18 protein-coding genes are annotated in these 20,682 nt (G+C 64.0%); 6 read left to right on the top strand and 12 right to left on the bottom strand.

Annotation, left to right across the window (positions count from 1 at the left end; all coding sequences use genetic code 11):
* Nucleotides 1-136 precede the first annotated feature (136 nt).
* Nucleotides 137-2,947, top strand: coding sequence for a pentapeptide repeat-containing protein (locus tag LC092_RS08780; protein WP_224806140.1), 2,811 nt, complete (start codon nucleotides 137-139; stop codon nucleotides 2,945-2,947).
* A 222-nt stretch (nucleotides 2,948-3,169) separates the two neighbouring features.
* On the opposite strand, the gene LC092_RS08775 is transcribed toward LC092_RS08780, so the two are convergent.
* The 4 genes from LC092_RS08775 to LC092_RS08760 all read right to left on the bottom strand — a co-directional run bounded on the left by LC092_RS08775 (nucleotide 3,170) and on the right by LC092_RS08760 (nucleotide 7,551).
* Nucleotides 3,170-3,772 (bottom strand): ABC-type transport auxiliary lipoprotein family protein, encoded by a 603-nt coding sequence (locus LC092_RS08775; protein ID WP_224806139.1) that lies wholly within the window; start codon nucleotides 3,770-3,772, stop codon nucleotides 3,170-3,172.
* Between the two features lie 118 nt (nucleotides 3,773-3,890).
* On the bottom strand, nucleotides 3,891-5,540 hold the full coding sequence (locus LC092_RS08770) for an MlaD family protein (protein WP_224806138.1): 1,650 nt from the start codon (nucleotides 5,538-5,540) through the stop codon (nucleotides 3,891-3,893).
* A gap of 34 nt (nucleotides 5,541-5,574) precedes the next feature.
* On the bottom strand, nucleotides 5,575-6,342 hold the full coding sequence (locus LC092_RS08765; RefSeq protein ID WP_224806223.1) for an ABC transporter ATP-binding protein: 768 nt from the start codon (nucleotides 6,340-6,342) through the stop codon (nucleotides 5,575-5,577).
* 63 nt (nucleotides 6,343-6,405) lie between these two features.
* Nucleotides 6,406-7,551: an ABC transporter permease gene (locus LC092_RS08760; RefSeq protein ID WP_224806137.1), complete on the bottom strand. Its 1,146-nt coding sequence runs from the start codon at nucleotides 7,549-7,551 to the stop codon at nucleotides 6,406-6,408.
* Nucleotides 7,552-7,782: 231 nt separating this feature from the next.
* On the opposite strand from LC092_RS08760, the gene dgcN reads away from it, so the two are divergent.
* Both dgcN and dgcA read left to right on the top strand, forming a co-directional pair.
* Nucleotides 7,783-8,796: an N-acetyltransferase DgcN gene (gene dgcN, locus LC092_RS08755; protein WP_224806136.1), complete on the top strand. Its 1,014-nt coding sequence runs from the start codon at nucleotides 7,783-7,785 to the stop codon at nucleotides 8,794-8,796.
* Entirely contained in the window at nucleotides 8,793-9,776 is a 984-nt protein-coding gene (gene dgcA, locus LC092_RS08750) for an N-acetyl-D-Glu racemase DgcA (RefSeq protein ID WP_224806135.1), read from the top strand. The genes dgcN and dgcA overlap by 4 nt, the downstream gene beginning before the upstream one ends.
* A gap of 42 nt (nucleotides 9,777-9,818) precedes the next feature.
* On the opposite strand, the gene LC092_RS08745 is transcribed toward dgcA, so the two are convergent.
* A complete protein-coding gene (locus LC092_RS08745) occupies nucleotides 9,819-10,976 on the bottom strand; it encodes an MFS transporter (protein ID WP_224806134.1) in 1,158 nt (385 codons plus the stop codon).
* A gap of 122 nt (nucleotides 10,977-11,098) precedes the next feature.
* Between LC092_RS08745 and LC092_RS08740 the strand changes: the two genes are divergently transcribed.
* Nucleotides 11,099-12,307: a protein phosphatase CheZ gene (locus LC092_RS08740; protein WP_224806133.1), complete on the top strand. Its 1,209-nt coding sequence runs from the start codon at nucleotides 11,099-11,101 to the stop codon at nucleotides 12,305-12,307.
* Between the two features lie 20 nt (nucleotides 12,308-12,327).
* Here the strand turns inward: LC092_RS08740 and LC092_RS08735 are convergent, their stop codons facing one another.
* Nucleotides 12,328-12,777 carry a hypothetical protein gene (locus LC092_RS08735; protein ID WP_224806132.1) on the bottom strand — a complete coding sequence of 150 codons (450 nt, stop codon included), beginning with the start codon at nucleotides 12,775-12,777 and terminating at the stop codon, nucleotides 12,328-12,330.
* A gap of 299 nt (nucleotides 12,778-13,076) precedes the next feature.
* On the opposite strand from LC092_RS08735, the gene LC092_RS08730 reads away from it, so the two are divergent.
* Nucleotides 13,077-14,126: a DUF2336 domain-containing protein gene (locus tag LC092_RS08730; RefSeq protein ID WP_224806131.1), complete on the top strand. Its 1,050-nt coding sequence runs from the start codon at nucleotides 13,077-13,079 to the stop codon at nucleotides 14,124-14,126.
* Nucleotides 14,127-14,138: 12 nt separating this feature from the next.
* Here LC092_RS08730 and LC092_RS08725 read toward each other — a convergent pair whose 3' ends face one another.
* The 5 genes from LC092_RS08725 to LC092_RS08705 all read right to left on the bottom strand — a co-directional run bounded on the left by LC092_RS08725 (nucleotide 14,139) and on the right by LC092_RS08705 (nucleotide 18,134).
* Nucleotides 14,139-15,128, bottom strand: coding sequence for a threonine/serine dehydratase (locus tag LC092_RS08725; RefSeq protein WP_412103544.1), 990 nt, complete (start codon nucleotides 15,126-15,128; stop codon nucleotides 14,139-14,141).
* A gap of 88 nt (nucleotides 15,129-15,216) precedes the next feature.
* Nucleotides 15,217-16,251, bottom strand: coding sequence for a glycosyltransferase family 4 protein (locus LC092_RS08720; RefSeq protein WP_224806130.1), 1,035 nt, complete (start codon nucleotides 16,249-16,251; stop codon nucleotides 15,217-15,219).
* On the bottom strand, nucleotides 16,248-17,051 hold the full coding sequence (locus tag LC092_RS08715) for a UDP-2,3-diacylglucosamine diphosphatase (RefSeq protein WP_224806129.1): 804 nt from the start codon (nucleotides 17,049-17,051) through the stop codon (nucleotides 16,248-16,250). Before LC092_RS08715 ends, LC092_RS08720 begins: the two co-directional genes overlap by 4 nt.
* A 190-nt stretch (nucleotides 17,052-17,241) precedes the next feature.
* A complete protein-coding gene (locus LC092_RS08710; protein ID WP_224806128.1) occupies nucleotides 17,242-17,658 on the bottom strand; it encodes a hypothetical protein in 417 nt (138 codons plus the stop codon).
* A gap of 35 nt (nucleotides 17,659-17,693) precedes the next feature.
* Nucleotides 17,694-18,134, bottom strand: coding sequence for a hypothetical protein (locus LC092_RS08705; protein WP_224806127.1), 441 nt, complete (start codon nucleotides 18,132-18,134; stop codon nucleotides 17,694-17,696).
* Nucleotides 18,135-18,240: 106 nt separating this feature from the next.
* Between LC092_RS08705 and LC092_RS08700 the strand changes: the two genes are divergently transcribed.
* Entirely contained in the window at nucleotides 18,241-19,020 is a 780-nt protein-coding gene (locus LC092_RS08700; protein ID WP_224806126.1) for an SDR family oxidoreductase, read from the top strand.
* A 68-nt stretch (nucleotides 19,021-19,088) separates the two neighbouring features.
* Here LC092_RS08700 and LC092_RS08695 read toward each other — a convergent pair whose 3' ends face one another.
* On the bottom strand, nucleotides 19,089-20,393 hold the full coding sequence (locus tag LC092_RS08695) for an OmpP1/FadL family transporter (RefSeq protein WP_224806125.1): 1,305 nt from the start codon (nucleotides 20,391-20,393) through the stop codon (nucleotides 19,089-19,091).
* Between the last annotated feature and the right edge of the window lie 289 nt (nucleotides 20,394-20,682).

Genomic DNA, 20,682 nt, shown 5'->3' with positions numbered 1-20,682 from the left:
GGCTTCCGAAAGGGGCCGCGCCTTTTTTGTTGGGTGCAATTTGTGGCCGCCACAATCAGTATTTGGGCTAGACTTTCAACAAGGACGCGACTGCGACAAGATTCACGACTTGCCTGATTTTCAAAAGGTGAATTGCATGGCCATTGATTTTGAAAAGCCGGCTTTGCGCCGAAACTGGTGGCGCGCGGTAGTGCACGGGATGCTCGCAGGTGTCGAAGGAGCGTCACCGACTGGTCCCAATATTCACAACATCGTTCTGCAACTGAATGATGCGCTAAAGGAGCTCGCGGGCAAGGAAACCGACACGCCGCCGAATCGAGCCTGGAACTGGGCGGCGCGGACACTGGCCTATGCAGCAAGCGATATCCTGGCGCAATCGCGCCGCATTGCCCCGCTGACCACGAAAAAAGAAGAAGCTCTGAAAGCCTTCCTCAATGCGTCAACGCAATTTGGTGGCACCCAGCTTGACCAGTCAACACTGCGCGTACCGGCTGCGTCCGCCGTCTTCGAACCCGCGAGAAAAGCGCTTCCCGAGCTGTTGTTGCAATCGACAACGGCCGCCAACCTTAAATTAGAGACCTTGAAAACACGCTTCGAACGGGCATTGCAGGCGGCATCGAACCGGGTGATTTGCGAAGATCCAAGCTATTTCAAGCCACTTGAGGACGCGCTTTATAGCGTTGGAGGAGAACCGGCCCGTCGCGAGGCGGACTGGGCGCGACACAACTTCTGGATTTCGGCGCAATTCACCGATGAACCTGTCTTCTCGCCGGATGCCGACGAGACCGTTCCGCTCGCCTCCGTCTACTTGCGCCTACGGTGTTTCTGGAACGAGGAAATCGTAACGGAGCGTCGAGAACTGCAGGTAATCAAACGAAAGGCCCATGTTTCTTATCTGCATGAGACCCTTCATGAATGGCTGGGCGAAGATGCAGCCAAGAACCCCGTCCGCGTAATCGCGGGCGGACCGGGCTGCGGCAAATCTTCCTTTGCTAGGGCCTTTGCGCATGAGGTTATGCAAGATCCGAACAAACACAGGGTCGCACTGATTAGGTTACAACATGTCCACCTGACCGGCCAATTAGACCGCGACATTGCGGAGTACTTCCACAGGTTCAATTCGCTCGTCGCACTAAAGGGCAATCCCGGTTTGCCGGAAAGCCCGCTGGAATGGCGAAAGGAAGATGCCACCCCCTTGCTGCTGATCTTCGATGGACTGGACGAGTTGACCGCAGATGCCGGAGATGCAGAAAAATACGCGCGCGAATTTTTGCTTTCGCTCATGCGGATGCTGTCTCCCCTGAACGCCGATGGCCCGCCCGTGCGTGCCGTTGTTCTTGGCCGCAATATCGCTTGCGAACAGGCGATGAAAGCCGCTGCCTTGCCACTGCCTACTATGCTGAACGTTGCACCGATCGCGCCGATGACGCGTGAAACTTGCTTGCTCAGCCGCGATCCTCCAGAGGAGGGCCAAGATCTTCTCAACCCAGACAACCTAATGGAGATCGATCAGCGTGTGACCTATTGGGAGCAGTGGGCGCAAGCGAAGGGGTTGAATCCGCAAGCTATTCCAGAACCTGTCACCCATGAAGACATGTCGGAACTCAACCTGGAGCCCTTACTCTTACATCTATTGATCATATCAAAGTATTGCAGGGAGAATTGGGGAGAAGCATCCGACAATCGCAACCTCGTTTATGAGGATATACTTGAAAAGATCTATGATAGAAACAAGAACAAAGATCATTTTTCAGCTCATAATATTTCCCGCGATGAGTTTTTCGATTTGATGGAGGTGCTCGGTCTGGCAGCCTGGCGCGGCAACGGTCGAACCGGGGATGAACATGAGTTTCGCATCGTTCGCAAACTCCACTTGCTGAAAGAAAAGCACTATAGAGACATCGGCGCAGCATCCTTGAAGTCAGTCGCGCTCAATATCCACACGCGTCCCGGGGGCAAGAGCAAAGACGACGGCTTTGAGTTCATACACAAGAGCTTCGGAGAGTATTTGGCCGCTCGTGGCCTCTTGTCTCAGGCTTGCAAGGTTGCCGAAAAACTGACTGGGGATTACGAACCCGAGCAATTGGTTGAGCCGTGGGCGGAACTCATCGCCGGGGCAGAACTGACCCCTTATATCCTCCAGTTCCTATACGATGAGGCTCGCCATATATTGGCGCCAAAAGAAGCTTTCATGGTGAAAACGGCGCTGACGGAGATGATGAATTGGAGCATCGAGCATGGATTTCCGGTTCAAAAAGTATTCCCCGGTTTGACTTGGCGAACTCTCGAAACGTTTCAACGCTGCGCGGAAAGCGCTCTGCTCGCCGCGGCCTCTGCATCGGCGTGTGTCATTCCGCTCCACGGGGAGAAAGACGGCAAGAGAACGAGCCCGACAGTAGATATTGACACTATGAAAACTCGCGATGGTGCAATCGGCTTGGTTAGCAGATTGATCTATACAAGATATGAGGTTGCGAGGGCAATCTTTAGACGCATCAACCTGAGCAGTTCGACACTGATCGGGACAGAACTGATTGGGACGAACCTGAACGGCGCAAACCTGAGAGGGGCGAGCCTGATAGAGGCGAACCTGAACGGTTCGGACCTAAGCGAGGCGGACCTGAGCCGAGCGGACCTGATTGGAGCGAACCTCATCGGGGCGGACTTGACCTGTGCAAACCTGAGCGGGGCGCACCTGAGCGAGGCGAACCTAATCAGGGCAGACCTTACACACGCGGATCTAAGAGACGCGCACCTGAGTGGGGCAAATCTGAATAGGGCGGACCTGAGTGGCGCAAACCTGAGCGGGGCAGACTTGAGACACGCGGATCTAAGAGACGCGAGCTATCTCACGCAAAAGCAGGTCAACTCAGCTTTAGGGAATAAGCGCACAAAACTCCCGCAGGGTCTGACACATCCGAGTCACTGGGCAGAAGACGCGGGGTAAACTCTCAAGAACGCTCTGGTTCTCAATGACCCTCCGACGCCAATCCACCTTCCAGCGTCTTCTCGGACGAAGCGTAATCGGAGATCTAGGATCGGTGAGACTAAGTCTCGCAGGGGTGAAATATGGACGCGCCCAGGCTCTTTGATTGAGGGCATCGCGCTAATGCCTGCCCGGGGTGACCAGAATGTGTGCCGCGCGCCATGCCCTTTCACTCCCCCCCCCTCAAACGTTCCCGAGCACCCAGGCGGACATTTCGCGCAGGACCGCGTCGGTGGCGGTGTTGAGGGCGGCGACGGCGTCGCGGACGTTTGTGCTTTTGGCAGGCGCCTCGGCGCGGAAGATGCGGCTGGCGCGGGTGCGGCCGTTGCGGTCGTTGACGAGGCGCGCCATGATTTCGACCACGGCGCGGTCGCGGCCGTCGATGCGCAGCTCGAAGGCGCGCAGGTCGGTCTGGAGCTGGTAGTCGATCAAAAGCCCCTCGCCCGGCAGGCCGACGCCGCGCAGGCCGCGGGTGTTTTCCAGCGACTGGACGATCTTGGCCTGCACCACCTTGGGCAGCGTGTCCGTCCAGGCGGCCTTGGGGAAGTAGGTGTAGACGGGCCCGGCGTCGACGACGGCGATATTGGCGGTATCGAGCGCCTGCAGCGCGCGCGGCTGCGGCACCAGCACCTGGCGCGCGCCCGAGCCGGAGCGTGCCCGCGCCTCGAGATTCTCCGGGGCGGTCAGCCCGTAATAGGCCTCCGGTGCATTGGTGCTTGCACAGCCGCCGAGCGCGACCAGAACGGCCATGGCGAATACAGCCGTCGCGATCCTTGCCAAACTCATCGTGTTCCGCGTCCCCGTGGCGTTGCGTAAGCGTCTCTCGGTCCAACCCTAGCCGCTGAGACCACGTCTGTCGCCCGCACGCAAGCCGTTCCTGTCGGCAATCGCCGGTTCGTCCCGCTCATCGGCGCTGCGCTCCGCCGAAGGTCGGCGTGTCGGAGCCGCCGAAGATGACCCGCTGCGGATTGCGGTTGAGGTCGCTGGCCGCGCGCTGGATCTCCAGCAGCGTGCGATTGAGCTGGGCCATCGCGGCCGAGAAATCGGCCGAGCCGCGCACGGTGAATTTTTCAAGCCCGCTGGTGATCGGGCCGACGCGCTCGGCCAGCGTATCGGCGACCTTGCGGATGGCGCTGGCGGCCTTGGTGGCTTCCGTGATCAGCCCCTCGCCATCGGCATCGACCATCGCCTCGACCTTGGCGACCAGGCTTTGCACCCGCGTTCCGGTCGCATTGAGCTTGGCCGCCAGATCCTGGGCATCAGATATGATGCGGTCGATGTCCGGTCCCCGGCCCTTCAGGCTTTGCGAGAACTCGGTGACATTCGCGACCGCCGCGCCGGCCTGGTCGATGGCATCGGTGATCGTCTGGCGGCGCCCCGCGATCCCGCTCGCCACGTCGTCGACGGACGCGATGACACTCGAGATCCGCGCGGGATCGACGGCTCCAAGTATTCCGTTTACCTGATCGACCGTGCCGATGAGCTTGTCGGAAATGATCCGGGCATCGGCAATGAATTCGCGAATGTCGCTCTCGCGATCGACCGCGATCGCGGTCACGGCCTCGATGTTTTCCATCGTCTTGCTCGTCGAGACGACAAGGCGGTCGATGTCGTCGGACCGGTCCTCAAGCACCTTGGAGAAGGCGGCGACATTGTCGACGATTTCGGAAATCGCCTCGGGGCGGATCGCGGTCACGACCTTGTCGAATTCCGCAAGGCTTTCGTTCAGCGAAACGGTGAACTTGGCCAGGTCGGCGGCGGCCGTCTCCGCGTCCTGGAGAAGCGAGGTCAAACCGTCCGCCGCATCGGCGGCCTTCGAGGTAATCTCGGCCGCGTTGTCGACAATCTCGGTGACTTTCCCGGGCGGCACCGCGTCGACAACGGCGGTGGCGCTGTCGACCAGCCCCTCAAGCCGTCCCGACAGCTTCTGCAGCGCCTCGCCGGTGCTGGCCACGCTCGACATGAAGGTGTCGACGCCATCGGCGTTCTTGGCGAGCGCCTCGGAAAACACCCGCGCATTGGTGATGATGTCGCTGATGTCCTCGCGATTGTCCTCCACGACGCGCTCCACGGCGGCCAGCGTCGTGTCGGCGCGGGAGAGAATGTCGCGCGCGCCCTCGACGATATCCTCGAAAGCGGAGCGCTCGGCATAGATCACCGGCGGCTCCTCGGCATCCGGATCAAGCAGCAGCGGCGATGTCGGCGACCCGCCGGACAGCTCGACATAGGCAATGCCCGACAGCGTCTGGAACCCCAGCGTTGCCTTAACGTCGGCGCGCAGCGGCGTGGTCGGGCTGACCCGGATGGTGGCGATCACGACCGACGGGTCCTTGGGATCGAACCCGAGCGAGCCGACGTCGCCGACCTTGATGCCGTTGAAATTGACCGATCCGCCGACGGACAGGCCCGTCACCGCCCCGTTGAAGACGACCTTGACGGGAAGCGCGCGCGGCCCCTCCGACCGGCTGCCGAGCCAGTAGATGAACGCGAATCCGATGAACATCGTGACGAACACAAACGCACCGATCGCCACATAGTTCGCGCGGGTTTCCATACCTACCTCAAATCCTCAGTCCAGCCCGCCCCGGTCACACGCGTCGCAACGCCCGAACGCCGTTGAAATAGTCCTGCACCCAGTCGTTGTCGAAACGCCGCAGCTCCTCGATCGGGCCGGCGGTCAGCACCCGCTTCTCCCCTAATACCGCGACGCGGTCGCAAATGGAATGCAGGCTGTCCAGATCGTGGGTCACCATATAGACCGTCAGACCCAGCGTTTCCCGCAGTTTCATCACCAGGTCGTCGAAAGCGGCGGCGCCGATGGGATCGAGCCCCGAGGTCGGCTCGTCCAGAAAGACGAGATCGGGATCGAGCGCCAGCGCGCGCGCCAGGCTCGCGCGCTTGATCATGCCGCCGGAGAGCTCGGACGGGAACTTGTCGGCGGCCGATGGCGGCAAGCCGACCATTTCCAGTTTCAAAAGCGCCAGTTCGTCCATCAGCCGGTCCGACATCTGCATGTGCTCGCGCATCGGCACCTGGATGTTCTGCCGTACGGTCAGGGAGGAAAACAGCGCGCCTTGCTGGAACAGCACGCCCCAGCGCCGTTCCACCGCCTGACGCTGATCGTCGGAGGCGGTCTTCAGGTTGATCCCGAAGACCTCGATCTCGCCCGCCCGGCGCGGCGTCAGCCCCAGGATCGCGCGCATCAGCACGGATTTGCCGGTGCCGGATCCGCCGACGAAGCCGAGGATCTCCCGCCGGTAGACGTCGAGGTCGAGGTCCTTCAGCACGATGGTGGAGCCGAAGCCGACGGTCACGCCGCGCGCGCTGAGCACCACCTCGTCGCTCGGGACGGACATCGGCGACGCGGCGTCGGCGCCGGTATCCGTGTCGGGGCTTTGGGGCGAGGCGACGTCAGACATTCAGATCCCGATCGAGGAGAAGAAGATGGCGAAGAGACCGTCGACGACGATCACCATGAAGATCGATTTGACCACCGACAAGGTCGTGTGCTGGCCGAGCGATTCCGCGGACCCGCCGACCTTCATCCCCTCCACCGAGGCGACCAGGCCGATGATCAGCGCCATGAAGGGCGCCTTGACCAGGCCGACCATCAGCGTGTCGACCGTGACCGCGGCCTGCATCAGGTCGATGAACACCCGCGGCGCCATGTCGAGATAGAACCAGCTCACCAGCCCAGCGCCGAACAGCGCGGCAATGTTGGACAGGAACGTCAGCACCGGCATCGCGAGAATGAGCGCGAGCAGACGCGGCAGGATCAACACCTCCGTCACCCGGAGGCCGATGACATGCAGCGCGTCGATTTCCTCGCGCATTTTCATCGAGCCGATCTCGGCGGTAAAGGCGGAGCCGGAGCGGCCGGCGACCATGATCGCGGTCAGGATAACGCCGAGTTCGCGCAGCACCAGCACGCCGGCGAGGTCGACCACATAGACTTCCGCGCCGAACTGGCGGAGGTAGAAGCCGCCCTGCTGCGAGATGATCGCGCCGATCAGGAAACTCATCATCACGATGATCGGAACGGCGCCGATGCAGGTGCGGTCGAACTGATTGGCGACCGAGGGAAGCCGCAGGCTGCGCGGCCGCAGCAGGACACCTGAAAGCACGCTGACCAGCGACCCGACGATATGCAGAGCCGCACGGATGTCCGCGCCGATCTCCACGACCTCCCGGCCGGTTGTCTCCAGGATGCTGACGAGCGATGTCGGTCGCCGTTGCGGCTTCCACGGCGGCGGATGATGCTTCTCCACCTCGCCGAGCAGGACGCGGTGCGAGGGACGGAGGTTTTCCAGGTCGACCCTCGTGCCGCGATAATCGAGATCGCCGCGAAACCGGTGCAACAGCCAGGCGCCGGTGGTGTCAAGCGCGGTGATCTGCGACAGGTCAACCACGAGACGCGAGGCCGCAGGAAGCTTCAGCTCCGCAAGCCGCTGTTCCATCAAGCCGCTCTCGTGGATCGTCCATGCGCCGACCGGAACGACCCGGCAAACGTCGTCCGTCGCCTCCACGGTGATCGTTGGCATGTCCTTGACCGGGTGAATCGTCATCCGAGCTTCGTCGCTTCCCCTGCACCCGGCAACGCCCCAACCGACCCCACCGGCGACACCCTCTTGCCGAGCGTCCCATGGGCCACGTATACCTTGCGGCCAACGTCAGCGTCCACAGCGGCATGCGGAGACTGGCGCGGACGGGGCATTCGGCGGGCGGCGTGTGGCGCCCATGCCTCATCCCGTCCGGCGCGACCGCATCCGAATCGTCTTTGAAGCAGGAGCTTTTCCATGGAAATCGCCCATCCCTATCTGCTGTTTCTCGGCGATGTGCCCGACGCACTTGCCGCCAAGACCGGCCTGGGCATCGTCGACTGGCGCCGCGACTGGTGCATCGGCCAGCACCGGCTGGAAGGTTGCGCCGCCGACGCCGGCCTGACCGACATGACGCCGGAAGAGGCGGCCGGCGCCGGCGCGCGCACCATGATCATCGGCGCGGTCAATGCCGGCGGCGTCCTGCCCGACCACTGGGTCGCCTCCATCGTCGAGGCGCTCGATGCGGGCATGGATGTCGCAAGCGGCCTGCACATGCGCCTGGCCGACGTGCCGGAGATCCGCGCAGCGGCCGAACGCAACGGCCGTCACCTGCGCGACGTGCGCCATTCGGAAATCCGCTTCGACACCGGCAAGGGCACCAAGCGCACGGGCAAGCGCCTGCTGGCGGTCGGAACCGACTGCTCGGTCGGCAAGAAATACGCCGCGCTCGCGCTGGAGCGCGCCATGCGCGAGCGCGGCCATGACGCCGATTTCCGCGCGACCGGCCAGACCGGCATTTTCATCTCCGGGCGCGGCGTGTCGCTCGACGCGGTGGTCGCCGATTTCATCTCGGGTGCTGCGGAATGGATCTCGCCCGCCGCCGAACCCGACCACTGGGACGTGATCGAGGGCCAGGGCTCGCTGTTTCACCCCTCTTTCGCCGGCGTCACCCTCGGCCTGCTGCACGGCTCCCAGCCGGACGCCTTCGTGGTCTGTCACGAACCGACCCGGACCACCATGCGCGGCGTCGAAACCCCGCTGCCGACGATCCGCCAGGTCATCGACATGACGATCGCCTGCGGCCAGCTCACCAATCCCGAGATCCGCTGCGTCGGCATCTGCGTGAACACGGCGGCCCTCTCCGAGGAAGACGCGAAACAGTGTCTGGCCGACATCGCGGCGGAATACGACCTGCCGGCGACCGATCCGGTGCGCTTCGGATGCGAGAGCATCGTTCTGCGGCTGGAAAGCGAGTTCGGCACACCATGACCGTCACGCTTAAGGTCCGAACCGACAGCTGGCCGATCGCCGGCGGCTTCACCATCGCCCGCGGCAGCCGCACCCACGCCCATGTGGTGACGGTCACGCTTCGCGAAGGCCCGGACACGGGCCGTGGCGAATGCGTGCCCTATGCCCGCTACGGCGAAAGCGTCGAGGGCGTGATGGCGGACATTGAGAGGATGGGACCGGAGATCGAGCGCGGCCTGACGCGCGAGGCCCTGCAACAGGCGATGCCCGCCGGTGCCGCGCGCAATGCGCTCGACTGCGCCTTCTGGGACCTCGAGGCCAAGCGCTCCGGGGTTCCAGCCTTCCAGGCCGCAGGCGTCGACACTCCGCACGACATGCTGACCGCTTTCACGATCAGCCTGGGCACGCCGGAGAAGATGGCCGCCGACACGGCGAAGGCCAAGGGGCGGCCTCTGCTCAAGGTCAAGCTCGGTGGCGACGGCGATCCCGCGCGCATCGCGGCGGTGCGGCAAGCCGCGCCGGACGCGCGGCTGATCGTCGATGCGAACGAAGCCTGGAGCGCGGACACTTTCGCGGAGAATATGGCCGCCTGCGCCGCCGCCGGCGTGGAGCTGATCGAGCAGCCGCTTCCCTCAGACAGCGACGGCATCCTGGCAACGCTCGACCGTCCGATCCCGGTCTGTGCAGACGAAAGCCTGCACACCAGCGCCGATCTGGAGCGCCTCGCCCCGCTCTACGATGCGGTCAACATCAAGCTCGACAAGACCGGCGGTGTCACGGAAGCGCTCGTCCTGCTGGAGAAGGCCCGCGCCATGGACTTCAAGATCATGGTCGGCTGCATGCTCGGCACGTCGCTTGCGATGGCGCCGGCGACACTTCCGGCGCAACAGGCCGATTATGTCGATCTGGATGCACCGCTGCTGCTTGAGCGCGACCGCGAGCCCGGACTGGTGTTTGCCGGCAGCATGATCTCGCCGCCCGTGGCCGATCTCTGGGGCTGAGACACCCCGACGTCGTGCCGCTGACACCGGGACCCCGCGCCGTCAGGCGCGCGGTCGCCCCAAAAGCAGGCTGACGCAGAGCAAGGCGCCGCCAAGGCCGGCGAGGCCGGCCATGGCGAAGAAGGCTGGTTCGGCTCCCTGCGCATAGAGCACGCCCGCCAGAGCGGTTGCCGTCGCGCTCATCACCCCAACGATGGTCGACGCGATGCCTTGGGCGGCCCCCGCCCATTGCGGCGGCGCCATGCGCGCGACATAGGCGACGCCGCCCAGATGGGTTGCGCCGAAGGTCAGCCCGTGCAGCAGTTGCAGGGCCGAGATCGCCCACAGGTCGAGCGCAAGGGGAAACACCAGCCAGCGCACCACGGCCGCGACCGCGCCAAATGCGAGGAGGCCGCCGCTGCCGATGCGGGCGCCGATCCGGCCCGCCATGGAAAACAGCAGAACCTCCGTCACGACACCAAGCCCCCACAGCAGCCCGACCTGCGTCCCGCCGAGACCCGCCTGCGACCAGTACAGGGCGGAAAAGGCGTAATAGGCGGCATGGCTTGCCTGCACGAGGCCGACCGCGGCGATGACGATCAGGAAGGAAGGCGCGTAAAGGATCGCAGCGCCGCGTCCCGGCTCCGGCGACTGCGCTTCGTCGGGCGCGCTTTCGTCGCGCAGCCGCGCAAGCGGCAGACACCAGCCGACCACGGCCGACACGGCAAGCCCGGCGAGTATCCCGCCAAGCACCACCGATGAGCTCCAGGTGCCGACGAGAAGCCCGCCGACGAGATTTGCAACGACAAAGGCGATCGAGCCCCACAGACGCATGCGCCCGTAGTCGCCGCCGCCGCGCCGCTGGACGCGGGCGGCGAGCGCGTCACTGATCGGCACCAAAGGGCCCCAGGCCAGCGAGGTGGCGGCCAGCACAAGGGCCGTCGGCCAGAAGCCGGACACCAGAAACAGGGCGCCGAAGCCGGCGCAGGCGACCGCAGACAGCAGGGCGATGGCCTGCCCCGGACGCAGGTAGCGATCCGCCAGAGCACTGACCAGCGGGTTGGCCACCAGCCGAATCAGCAGCGGCAAGGCAAGCAGGGAGCCGATTTCCGCCGCTCCGAGGCCGGCCTCGGCAAGGACGAGAGGAAAAAAGGGCAGAAACAGTCCAAGGCCGAAGAAATAGGCGGCAAACAGGGATGCCACCCGGTATCGCAAGGGCATGACGCCGGTCCGTATTGCGCGGGAGCCGGTCTTCTATACCGATTTTAAGGATTTGGCGATTATGCATTGAAGATCACGGCAGTCGCCCCGACCGACAGAAAAACACGACGCGGATCACGATCATGGCTGAAAACAGCACGCCCAGCGCGATCATGGAGAGCGACTACGACGCGATCCTGACGGCCTTGACGGAAACCGACCGCGGGCGCTGGTTCCTCGACGAATACATGCGCCGCCATCAAAAGCCGGACACGCAGGTCGTTCTGGAGGCCATCGGACGGCTGGAAAAAGCCATGGTGCGCGACCGCACGGTGCCCGATCTCAACCGGATCCGGCTCGACATCGCCGACATGCAGGAAGCCATCGAACGCACCAAGCGCGAGATCGCCAACATCAAGCACGAGGCCGAGGACGGCAACCGCTTCATCGAGGCCTCCAACGAGCTCGACGCCATCGTCACCAAGACGGAAAGCGCGACGCAGGAAATCCTGGCCGCCGCCGAGGCGATCCAGGAGCAGGCCTGGACGCTGCGCGAGGCCGGCGCCGACGAAGCGGCTTGCGACGACATCGACGCGCGCGCCACCGAGATCTTCATGGCCTGCTCGTTCCAGGACCTCACCGGACAGCGGACCCAGAAGATCGTGCAGGTGCTGCAGTATCTGGAATCGCGCATCAACCTGATGATCTCGATCTGGGGCATCGAGGACGCCCAGGGCGAAGACCACCCGCTGGTCGAGGACACGCGTCCCGACGCACATCTGCTCAACGGACCGCAACTCGACGGCCGCGGCGTCAACCAGGACGCCGTGGACGAGATGTTTGGCCCGGGGGCGGACGCAATGGCGGAGGAGGACGACGCAGCCGATGCGATGTCGGCCCAGGATGCCGCAGATGCCGCCTTTGCCGGCGCAACCGCGGAAGCCCATGAGATCGATGCCCTGTTCGCCAACGAGGTCGCAGACAGCGACGACGCAGGCGACGTCGCCTGGGATATCGAGTCCGAGGAAGACACCGCTGCCGATGTGTTCGAAACTGCCGAAACCGGCAACGCGCTATCGGACGGACCGGCGCTTGAGGACCTTGCAGACCTCGCGGGGATCTCCGACGACGACTTGAACGCCGCCGATGTGTTCGAGCGCGCACCCGCCAAACAGGAAACCCCGGATGGGGACCCGGACGGCGAGCAAGATATCCCCCCCTCTCTCATCGACGACATCGTGATGGTCGATGCCGAGGAAGAGCGAAAATGGGCCGAGGACGCCGCCGGTGACGCCTCCGCCGATCCGCTCGAAGACCTCTCTCCGGGCGAGCGCCAGTCGCTCTTTAGCTGAACCGTCGAGAGCGACGGGCATCAGCGACTCCTGAAATCGACGACCTCGCGGCCGCGCAATTCGCACGTCACATAGGTAAATGCGGATATGCTCTGGGGATCCTCCGCTGACTTGTCGATCTTGAACGAGAGTTCGACCGTCTTCTCGTAGTCGCCCGATGCCCGCGCGCTCGCGCGTCGTACGATCGGATAGCGGATCTGGCGTCTGGAAAACCTCTCGCAGATCTCGATCGCCAATCCATCGCCGATGGTTTCGCGCGCAACGCGCTCCGCTTTCTCTTCGTCACGGATCGACGTCTCGAGTTCGGCAATCGCGCGGCACTGGCGATAGTCGGCGGATCCGGGGGTGAAACCGGCGGCCTCGCACAAAAGGTCCACACGAGACAGTTTCGGTGCGCTGCGCTGAGACGGCCCCTCCGATACGCATCCGGCCGCGGCAACGGCGACCAGCGCGAAAGCAAGAAATTTCATTGAGATAATCCTGACGTACAGGTTCTTGGGGAGGTGACCTCCTAAACGACGCCGACCGAATGGCCAATCGCTGCAAGTTCCGCCCGGGAAGGCATCCACAGAAATGTCGCCTCCCTGCACCCACCCCTTTTGCAACCTGCCCTGTCGCCTGCCGCTCTCCAGGAATAGAAACACCCCCTGCACAATTGCCCATTTTTTATGATCATTTTTACGATATTCGGGTAAGTACTCTGGATCGTTGACGCTGAGGCAAGAGGGGCACGGCGATCTACGGGCTTGCGGGAGGAAAAGGTTCGGGCATGTTCAGGGAGCGTCTCGAGGAACTGGCGAGGATCAGGGAACCGTCCGCACGGTCGGAACTCGTCAGGCTGTTGAGCGCCCAATATGCCGACAAGCTCGAGCGCGAACCCAGCGATACCGAGCGCTTTCTTTTCTCAAGCCTGGTTCTCGACGTCTTCGACCAGCTCGACCATTCGGTGCGTCTCGATATTGTCGTGCGACTGGCCCGCACCGACCGTATCACCTCGGCACTGGCCGACCGGCTGGCAACGGAAGCCTTCGATCTCAGCGAAGCGATCCTCGAACATTCCCCGGTGATCAGCGACGAAAAGCTGGTCGATGTCGTGCGCAGCCGCTCCGACCGCCACAGGCTGGCGATTGCCCGCCGCGACAAGGTGCCGGAGAAGATCGTCGACGCGCTGATCGCGCGCGGCGCCTTTCCCGTTGTCAACGCGCTGTTGCAGAACGATGGCGCGCAATTTGCGGTGCGGGCGATGCTGGCGCTGCTGATCCTGTCGAACGGCGATCAACGGCTCCTCGGTGCGATGGCTCAGCGCTGCATCAACGATGAAGAATTCCGCGAAGACCTGCGACTGGTCAGCCAGACGGATTGCCCGCTGATGCCGGCGGAGCTGGAAAAGGCGCTCGACGATTGCGCCGCGCTTGAGCGCATCGCCCAGCGTACCGTGATCGACGATCGCGACGCCGGCCTGGAGATCGAGGGCGAACATCTGTCCAAGCACGAAGTGCGGATCCAGATCGCATCCGGGGAACTGAGCTTCGAGAACATCCTTTTGACGCTCATGGAGCGCGAAGACATGCCCGCGATCATCTGGCTGGTGTCACGGCACCTGAACCTGCGTGACAGCACCGTGCGCGATACATTCGCCTCGCAGGCCGACGGCGCGGTGGCGATGCTGATGAAGGAAACCGGCATCGGCCACAAGACCTATGGCAAGTTCCTGAAACTGCGCTGCGCGTGGCTGGGGGTTGGAACCACAGGCGTCGCGCATGAGGTCTATACCTTCCGCACGATGCGCCACCAGGGCACGCCGCGCGCCTTCAACTGACCTGACGCCGCCTCACCCGAGCGAAAGCGCCCGCGACAGCACCTCGGCATCGATGTTGCCGCCCGACAGCGTCAGCGCCACCGTGCGCCCCTTCACCGGCAGCTTGCCGGTGAGAACGGCTGCAAGACACACTGCCCCGCCCGGTTCCACCACCAGTTTCAGTTCGCGAAAGGCAAAGGCGACTGCCGCCAGCGCCTCGTCATCGCTCACCACGAGGCCGCGCGTCGCGCGCCGGCTGACGATGGCGAAGGAGCGCTCGCCGGGCGTCGGCGTCAGGATCGCATCGCAGACCGATCCGCCCTCTCTGGGGTTCGCCACGCGCGCGCCGGCGACAAGCGAGCGGCCGTAGTCGTCGAACCCGTCCGGCTCGACCGGAAGCAACTCGCAGTCGGGGGCCAGGGTTTCGAGCGCCAGGGCAATGCCGGCGGTGAGCCCGCCGCCGCCGGCGCAGGTCAGCATGGCATCGAGCGAAAGCCCGAGCGCGGCTGCCTGTTCGGCGATTTCCGCGCCGGCCGTGCCCTGCCCCGCGATGACACCGGGATCATTGTAGGGATGCACCATCGTCGCGCCGGTTTCCGCGCAAAGCGCCTGGGCGATTGCCTCCCGGTCCTCGATGCCGCGCCGGTAGGTGACGACCGTCGCGCCAGAGCGCCGCGTGCGGGCGAGTTTCGCCTCCGGCGCATCTTCCGGCATCACGATGGTGGCGGACATGCCCAGGATCCGGGCCGCTTCGGCCACCCCTTGCGCGTGGTTGCCCGACGAACAGGCGACGACGCCGGCAGCCCGCGCCTCGTCCGGGATCTGGCTCAGACGGTTGAAGGCTCCGCGAAACTTGAAGGAGCCCGTGCGCTGGAGGTTTTCCGCCTTGAGCAGGATGCGTCCGCCGGTCAGCTCGTCGAGATAGGCCGACGTGAGCAGCGGCGTCACCGCCGCCTCCCCGGCGATGCGCGCGCGCGCCGCAACCACATCCTGGAAGTCCGGCAGCGCCGTCATCGCATCCATTCCGCTCTCTCCTTGAAGGTTTGAGACAGCGGTACACGATTGCAGCAGAGGTTTGAAGCGGGATCGAAAGGCGCCCGGGGCGAAATCGTCACGCCGCCCCGCGCAGGCCCTCGGTCGCCTTTGCGGCCATGCAATTGTCGATGAACTGGCGGGTGCTGCGCGCCCAGGTGTAGCCCAGCGCCATCTCCCGGCAGCGGTCGCCTGGGATGGCGAGCGCGGCAAGCGCGGCCGTCTCGAGATCCTCGTCCAGCACGCCGACATCCGTGCCGCCGACGATGTCGAGCGGCCCCATCACCGGATAGGCGGCCACCGGCACGCCGCAGGCAAGCGCTTCCAGCAGGACATTCCCGAACGTATCGGTCAGGCTTGGAAACACCACGACATCGGCGCTTGCGTAATGACGCGACAGGTCCTCTCCGGTCTTCGAACCGGTGAAGAGCACGTCCGGATACCGCGCCCGCAACTCGCCAAGCTGCGGACCGTCGCCGACCACGACCTTGGTCCCCGGCAGCGCGAGGTCGAGAAAGGCGGTGATATTCTTCTCCACCGACACCCGTCCCACATACATGAACACCGGTCCCTTGATGTGGGCCGGCAGGACGGAGCCCTTGAACGGGCGAAACACCTCGTGGTCGACGCCGCGCGACCAGCGCATCAGGTTGCGAAAGCCGCGCCCGCGAAGGTCGTCCTCAAGCGTCTTCGTCGCCACCATGCAGCCGCGTCCGGCATTGTGAAAGCGGCGCAACCATGCGTAGGACCAGGACAATGGCACGGGGACGCGCGCCGACAGATATTCGGGAAAGCGCGTGTGATAGCTCGTCGTGAAGACGATGCCATCGCGCTGCGCCACATGCGCGGCGAGCAGGCCGAGCGGCCCTTCGGTCGCGATATGCAGATGCTCGCAGTCGCGGTCCGCCATGCGCCGGCGCAGCGCGCCCGCGGTCGTCAGCGTGAGCCGGATCTCCCGATAGGTCGGACACGGCATGGTGTGGAAATCCGCGGGCGAGAGCACCTCGACGCGCACGCCCAGCCGGCGCAATTCAACGGCGGTCCGGTCGATGGAGCGAACGACGCCGTTGATCTGCGGGTGCCAGGCATCGCTGACAATCAGGAGCGACCTCATGCGGCGGCCTGCGCGCGCGGGCGAACCTCTGACGCCTCCGCCCTTGGCCGCATGCCGGACCAGTCGACCACCTCGAAGGTGCCGTCATGGTGCTCGACAATCGCCGTGCAGCTTTCCACCCAATCGCCGGTGTTGATGTAATGGGTGCCGAAGCTGTGATGGTCGGCGGCGTGGTGGATGTGACCGCAAATCACCCCGTCCACCCCCTGGCGCGCGGCTTCGCCGGCGAGCGTTTCCTCGAACTTGCCGATGAAGCTCACCGCATTCTTGACCTTGAGCTTGGCCCAGGCCGACAGCGACCAATAGGTCAGCCCCAGCCGCCGGCGCACCGCGTTCACCCCGGTGTTCAGGTTGAGGGCGGTGACATAGGCCCAGTCGCCGAGGAAGGCGAGCCACTTGGCATGCCGGACCACGACATCGAACTTGTCGCCGTGGATCACCAGGTAGCGCCGGCCATCCGCCGTCTCGTGCACCGCCTCGTCCATCACCTCGATGCCGCCGAAATGGGTGCCGAGAAAGTCGCGCAGGAACTCGTCGTGGTTGCCCGGCGTATAGACGATCCGCGCGCCCTTGCGGCCCTTTCGCATCAGTTTCTGGACGACGTCATTGTGGGCCTGCGGCCAGTACCACATCCGCTTGAGGCGCCAGCCGTCGACAATGTCGCCGACGAGGTAGAAGGTCTCCGCGTCGTGGTGGCGAAGAAAATCGAGAAGCATCTCCGCCTGACATCCCCGTGTGCCGAGGTGAATATCGGAGAGAAAGATCGCCCGGAAATGCCGCGGGGCCGGTTTGACGGACATGACGCGCTCCTGACAAGATTACAGGAAGCGTTTTGCTCGATTCCGGTCTCAGAAATATGACAGTTCACGACAATTGTTCTGTCGCTGTTCACCGTTCCGCCGCCGCTTCCGCAGGATCGCGTTCGCCATCCTGCGCGCCCGCCACAGCTTCGCCCGTGTCACCGGGTGCCCGGCCGCGCGCGGAAGCCGGTCAAGGAGAGGCAATCTGGAACATGAGGTCGTAGTCGGCCGTTTCGTCCCTGCGCGCCGCGCTGCGAACGAGAAACACCTGCACAAGGTAATCGCCGCTGGCGGGAAGGACACTCTCGAACCGGCTCCCACTGGTGGTTCCGATGAACAGGGCAGTGCTCTCGCCGGGGCGGTCTCCGGGCGCGAAAATGTTGAAATAGGCGGCACCGCTGGAGGTCGTCATTTCCACCGTCATGCGCTGCCCGGCCGTTGCGCCCAAAAGATAGTGCACGCTCTCATAGCCCTTGATGCGACCGGACATCGTCGCGCCGCTTTGGCCGGCTGCAAACTGAACCCGCTTTGTATCAGCGTCCTGGGCAACGGCGGGCCAGACCACAAGACCGATCAAAAGGATTGCAAGCGTCGAGATCAACCGCATCGTCTTTCTCCCCGAGCCTGGACACCACACCGCTGTCAAAGCGTGCCTTCGTCCGTCATCGACATCACTTCCGCAACCTGCCCGCCGGACACGAGACAGCGCCAGGGCGCCTGTTGCGGCCCGACGCCGACCATCACCAGCGTATTGGCCTCGGAAACTTCGGAGCGAAGAACGCTGACGCTGTTTCCCGTCTGCGCCGCAACAGCGGCAAGGCAGGCGCTTGTATCCGCTGCCGATGCGCCGCTTGCCTGCGGATCGGGCGCCCGCTCCCCCGCCCCGACACAGCCTCCAAGGATCAGGGCTGCCGAAAAGGCCAAACCGACATTCGCTTTACCCGCCATTTTCAGCTCCTTCGCGCCGCTCACCGACAGCAGTATAGCCAAAACACGGGAAAAAGCGGAAGAAAGCGCCGGAACGCCGCCGCCGGCGCGAGGGGCTTGCCAGCCCCCACCTGCCCGGTCGAGGATGAGCGCCACAGCGACCGATCCGAGAGGATCGCAACCTCATGTCGTCAGGCGACCGGCAGGCTCCCGGCCATTCCGCCGGAAGGCCACCGCTCCACTCATCACGGGGACAAAGCTCATGGATCTTGGAATTTCGGGCCGCAAGGCCATCGTCTGCGCCTCAAGCCGGGGCCTTGGGCGCGGCTGCGCCGAAGCGCTGGCGCAGGCTGGCTGCGAGGTCGTCGTCAACGGTCTCGATGCGGATCGGCTGGCGCGCACGGCGGACGAAATTGCGCGCCGCACCGGCGCGACGGTGATCCCCGTCGCCGCCAATGTCTCCACCCGGGAAGGCCAGGACGCCCTGCTCGCCGCCTGCCCGACCCCCGACATTCTGGTCAACAACAACGGCGGACCGCCGCGCCGCGACTATCACGAGCTCGACCGCGACGCGATGATCGACGGCGTGATCCAGAACATGATCTCCCCCATCGAGATGATCCAGAAGGTCGCCGACGGTATGGCGGATCGCGGTTTCGGGCGGATCGTCAACATCACCTCGATCACCGTGCGCATGCCGCTCGCCGGCCTCGACCTGTCGAGCGGTGCGCGGGCCGGCCTCACGGCGTTTCTCGCCGGTGTCGGACGCACCTATGCCAGCCGCAACGTGACGGTGAACAACCTGCTTCCGGGCAAGATGGACACGGACCGGCTGCGCGGCGGCATCGAGGGCGCGGCGAAAGCCTCCGGCCGCACGGTCGAGGAGATCCGCGCCGCGCAGGCCGGCGAAATTCCGGCCGGGCGGTTCGGCACGGCGGAGGAGTTCGGCCAGATCTGTGCCTTCTACTGTTCGACCCACGCCGCCTATGTGACGGGCCAGAACATCCTTATCGATGGCGGGCTCTATCCGGCCGCATTCTGAGCCGCGACACAAGAAAAGCCGGCGGATCGCTCCGCCGGCTTCATTATGTCAGTTCCGGTGACTTTCTCTCAGTAGCCCCGACCATTCGCCTCCGGCCTGTCGTGCGGACCGCCCCAGCGGTAGCGCAGCGAGGCGGAGACAATGTTCACGTTGGCATCGGCGCTGCCAATAAAGGTCCCGAGCGCGGGATTGTAGTCCTGATGCCCCGGACCAATGTTGATCGGTGTGTCTCCCGTGTGGATGTAGGTGTAGCCGAGATCGAGCGCGAGGTTTTCCAGCACCTGATAGCTCGCACCGGCCGACAGCCACAGGCGGTCGTTGTCCGGCAGGCGGGTCGAGCGAATATCGTCCGTTACAGGCGACAGCTCGTAGGCGATACCGGCGCGCAGGGTCAAATCCTCGTTGAAGTCATACTCGCCGCCGAGGGCGAAGAACCAGCCATCGCGGTAGTTGAAATGCAGCGTCTGGACTGTCGCACCGTTGGCCTGGAGGGTAACGCGCGGCGACTTCAAGCGGCTCCAGTTGGTCCATTCGACCGTGCCGAAGATACGAAACGTGTCGGTGACGCGTTGCTTGACCGACAGATTGACCATGTCGGGCGTCATCAAACGTGCATTGATCCCATTGACCCCGGCCGGGGTGGCGATTTGGCCGTCAAGTTCATGGAAGACGCCGGAGCGATACCCGAGACCGATCTCGGTTCCGTCCATCGGTTTCACCGTGACACCTGCGGTCACGCCAAGCGCGATGTCGTCTCCCTCAATCGCGGCAGTCGGAAACCCTGCAACAGTCGGCACGCCGGTTTTCAGCGCCACGGCAAAGTGCTGGATCTGCAGGCCGAGTGCGACGGAGACCATGTCATTGATCTCATAGGCGAGCGTGGGCGCGACATTGATCGACTGCGCCTTGGATGAACGGGAGTAGAACTGACCCGCCCAGTTTTGAGCGGGTTTGGTGGCAAGCCCGAAGGGCGCGTTGATCGACACGCCGAGAACCGCGCGCTCGTTCAACCGGTAGGCGGCATAACTTGCAGGCACGAAAGCGTCGTTGCCAATATCCCCGGCGGGCACACTGCTGGCCGGAAGCGGACTGCCACCGGGCGGCGTGAACGTGCCCGTCACGTCGGACGTCGGCACGATCACCGAGTTGTGTGCCTCAAACGTCCAGCCGGCCCCGGCGCCCGTCAGCGTCGCCGGATTCCAGAACATCGAGGAGATCGACGGGCCGGTTGTACCGTACCCCGCGAATGACATCCCCTGATAGTAGGCGCTCTGCTCGCGCAATGCAAAGCCGCCTGCCAGCGCCTCCCCGGCCGTAAAGGCGGTCGCGATTGCGGTAAAAGAGAGTAGTCCTGCCCCGACGTGTTTGCGCATATTGCGTCCCGAACCTCCCAATACATTATTCAGGCCGCACGCCCCGGCGGCCAATTACGTATTGGTAAGGTTATCGAGCGGACCGCTTCGGGCAACCGGGAATTTTGACAGGGTCGGAGCGATATTGCACTGCACAATATTACCATTTCACCCCCTTCCCCAACGACACATGGTCCGCAGTTTCGATCCGCAGAGCGCCGAAGCCGGGATTTTCATGTCAGTTTTTTGAAGGGGAAAAACATCCGCGTGCATTTGCACAAATTTTAATCAAATCAGCCAATGCCGGAGA

It is taken from the genome of Stappia stellulata (genome assembly GCF_020176715.1).
In the GTDB taxonomy this organism is placed as follows: Bacteria; Pseudomonadota; Alphaproteobacteria; order Rhizobiales; family Stappiaceae; genus Stappia.
The sequence above is the reverse complement of the archived record's forward strand: the minus strand, read 5'-3'. Positions and strand labels throughout refer to the sequence as shown.

Bases quoted from the DNA above. Each gene is read 5' to 3' on its own strand.
- LC092_RS08780 (WP_224806140.1), top strand. From the start codon at position 137: ATGGCCATTGATTTTGAAAAGCCGGCTTTGCGCCGAAACTGGTGGCGC.
- LC092_RS08775 (WP_224806139.1), bottom strand. From the start codon at position 3,772: ATGAGTTTGGCAAGGATCGCGACGGCTGTATTCGCCATGGCCGTTCTG.
- LC092_RS08770 (WP_224806138.1), bottom strand. From the start codon at position 5,540: ATGGAAACCCGCGCGAACTATGTGGCGATCGGTGCGTTTGTGTTCGTC.
- LC092_RS08765 (WP_224806223.1), bottom strand. From the start codon at position 6,342: ATGTCCGTCCCGAGCGACGAGGTGGTGCTCAGCGCGCGCGGCGTGACC.
- LC092_RS08760 (WP_224806137.1), bottom strand. From the start codon at position 7,551: ATGACGATTCACCCGGTCAAGGACATGCCAACGATCACCGTGGAGGCG.
- dgcN (WP_224806136.1), top strand. From the start codon at position 7,783: ATGGAAATCGCCCATCCCTATCTGCTGTTTCTCGGCGATGTGCCCGAC.
- dgcA (WP_224806135.1), top strand. From the start codon at position 8,793: ATGACCGTCACGCTTAAGGTCCGAACCGACAGCTGGCCGATCGCCGGC.
- LC092_RS08745 (WP_224806134.1), bottom strand. From the start codon at position 10,976: ATGCCCTTGCGATACCGGGTGGCATCCCTGTTTGCCGCCTATTTCTTC.
- LC092_RS08740 (WP_224806133.1), top strand. From the start codon at position 11,099: ATGGCTGAAAACAGCACGCCCAGCGCGATCATGGAGAGCGACTACGAC.
- LC092_RS08735 (WP_224806132.1), bottom strand. From the start codon at position 12,777: ATGAAATTTCTTGCTTTCGCGCTGGTCGCCGTTGCCGCGGCCGGATGC.
- LC092_RS08730 (WP_224806131.1), top strand. From the start codon at position 13,077: ATGTTCAGGGAGCGTCTCGAGGAACTGGCGAGGATCAGGGAACCGTCC.
- LC092_RS08725 (WP_412103544.1), bottom strand. From the start codon at position 15,128: ATGGATGCGATGACGGCGCTGCCGGACTTCCAGGATGTGGTTGCGGCG.
- LC092_RS08720 (WP_224806130.1), bottom strand. From the start codon at position 16,251: ATGAGGTCGCTCCTGATTGTCAGCGATGCCTGGCACCCGCAGATCAAC.
- LC092_RS08715 (WP_224806129.1), bottom strand. From the start codon at position 17,051: ATGTCCGTCAAACCGGCCCCGCGGCATTTCCGGGCGATCTTTCTCTCC.
- LC092_RS08710 (WP_224806128.1), bottom strand. From the start codon at position 17,658: ATGCGGTTGATCTCGACGCTTGCAATCCTTTTGATCGGTCTTGTGGTC.
- LC092_RS08700 (WP_224806126.1), top strand. From the start codon at position 18,241: ATGGATCTTGGAATTTCGGGCCGCAAGGCCATCGTCTGCGCCTCAAGC.
- LC092_RS08695 (WP_224806125.1), bottom strand. From the start codon at position 20,393: ATGCGCAAACACGTCGGGGCAGGACTACTCTCTTTTACCGCAATCGCG.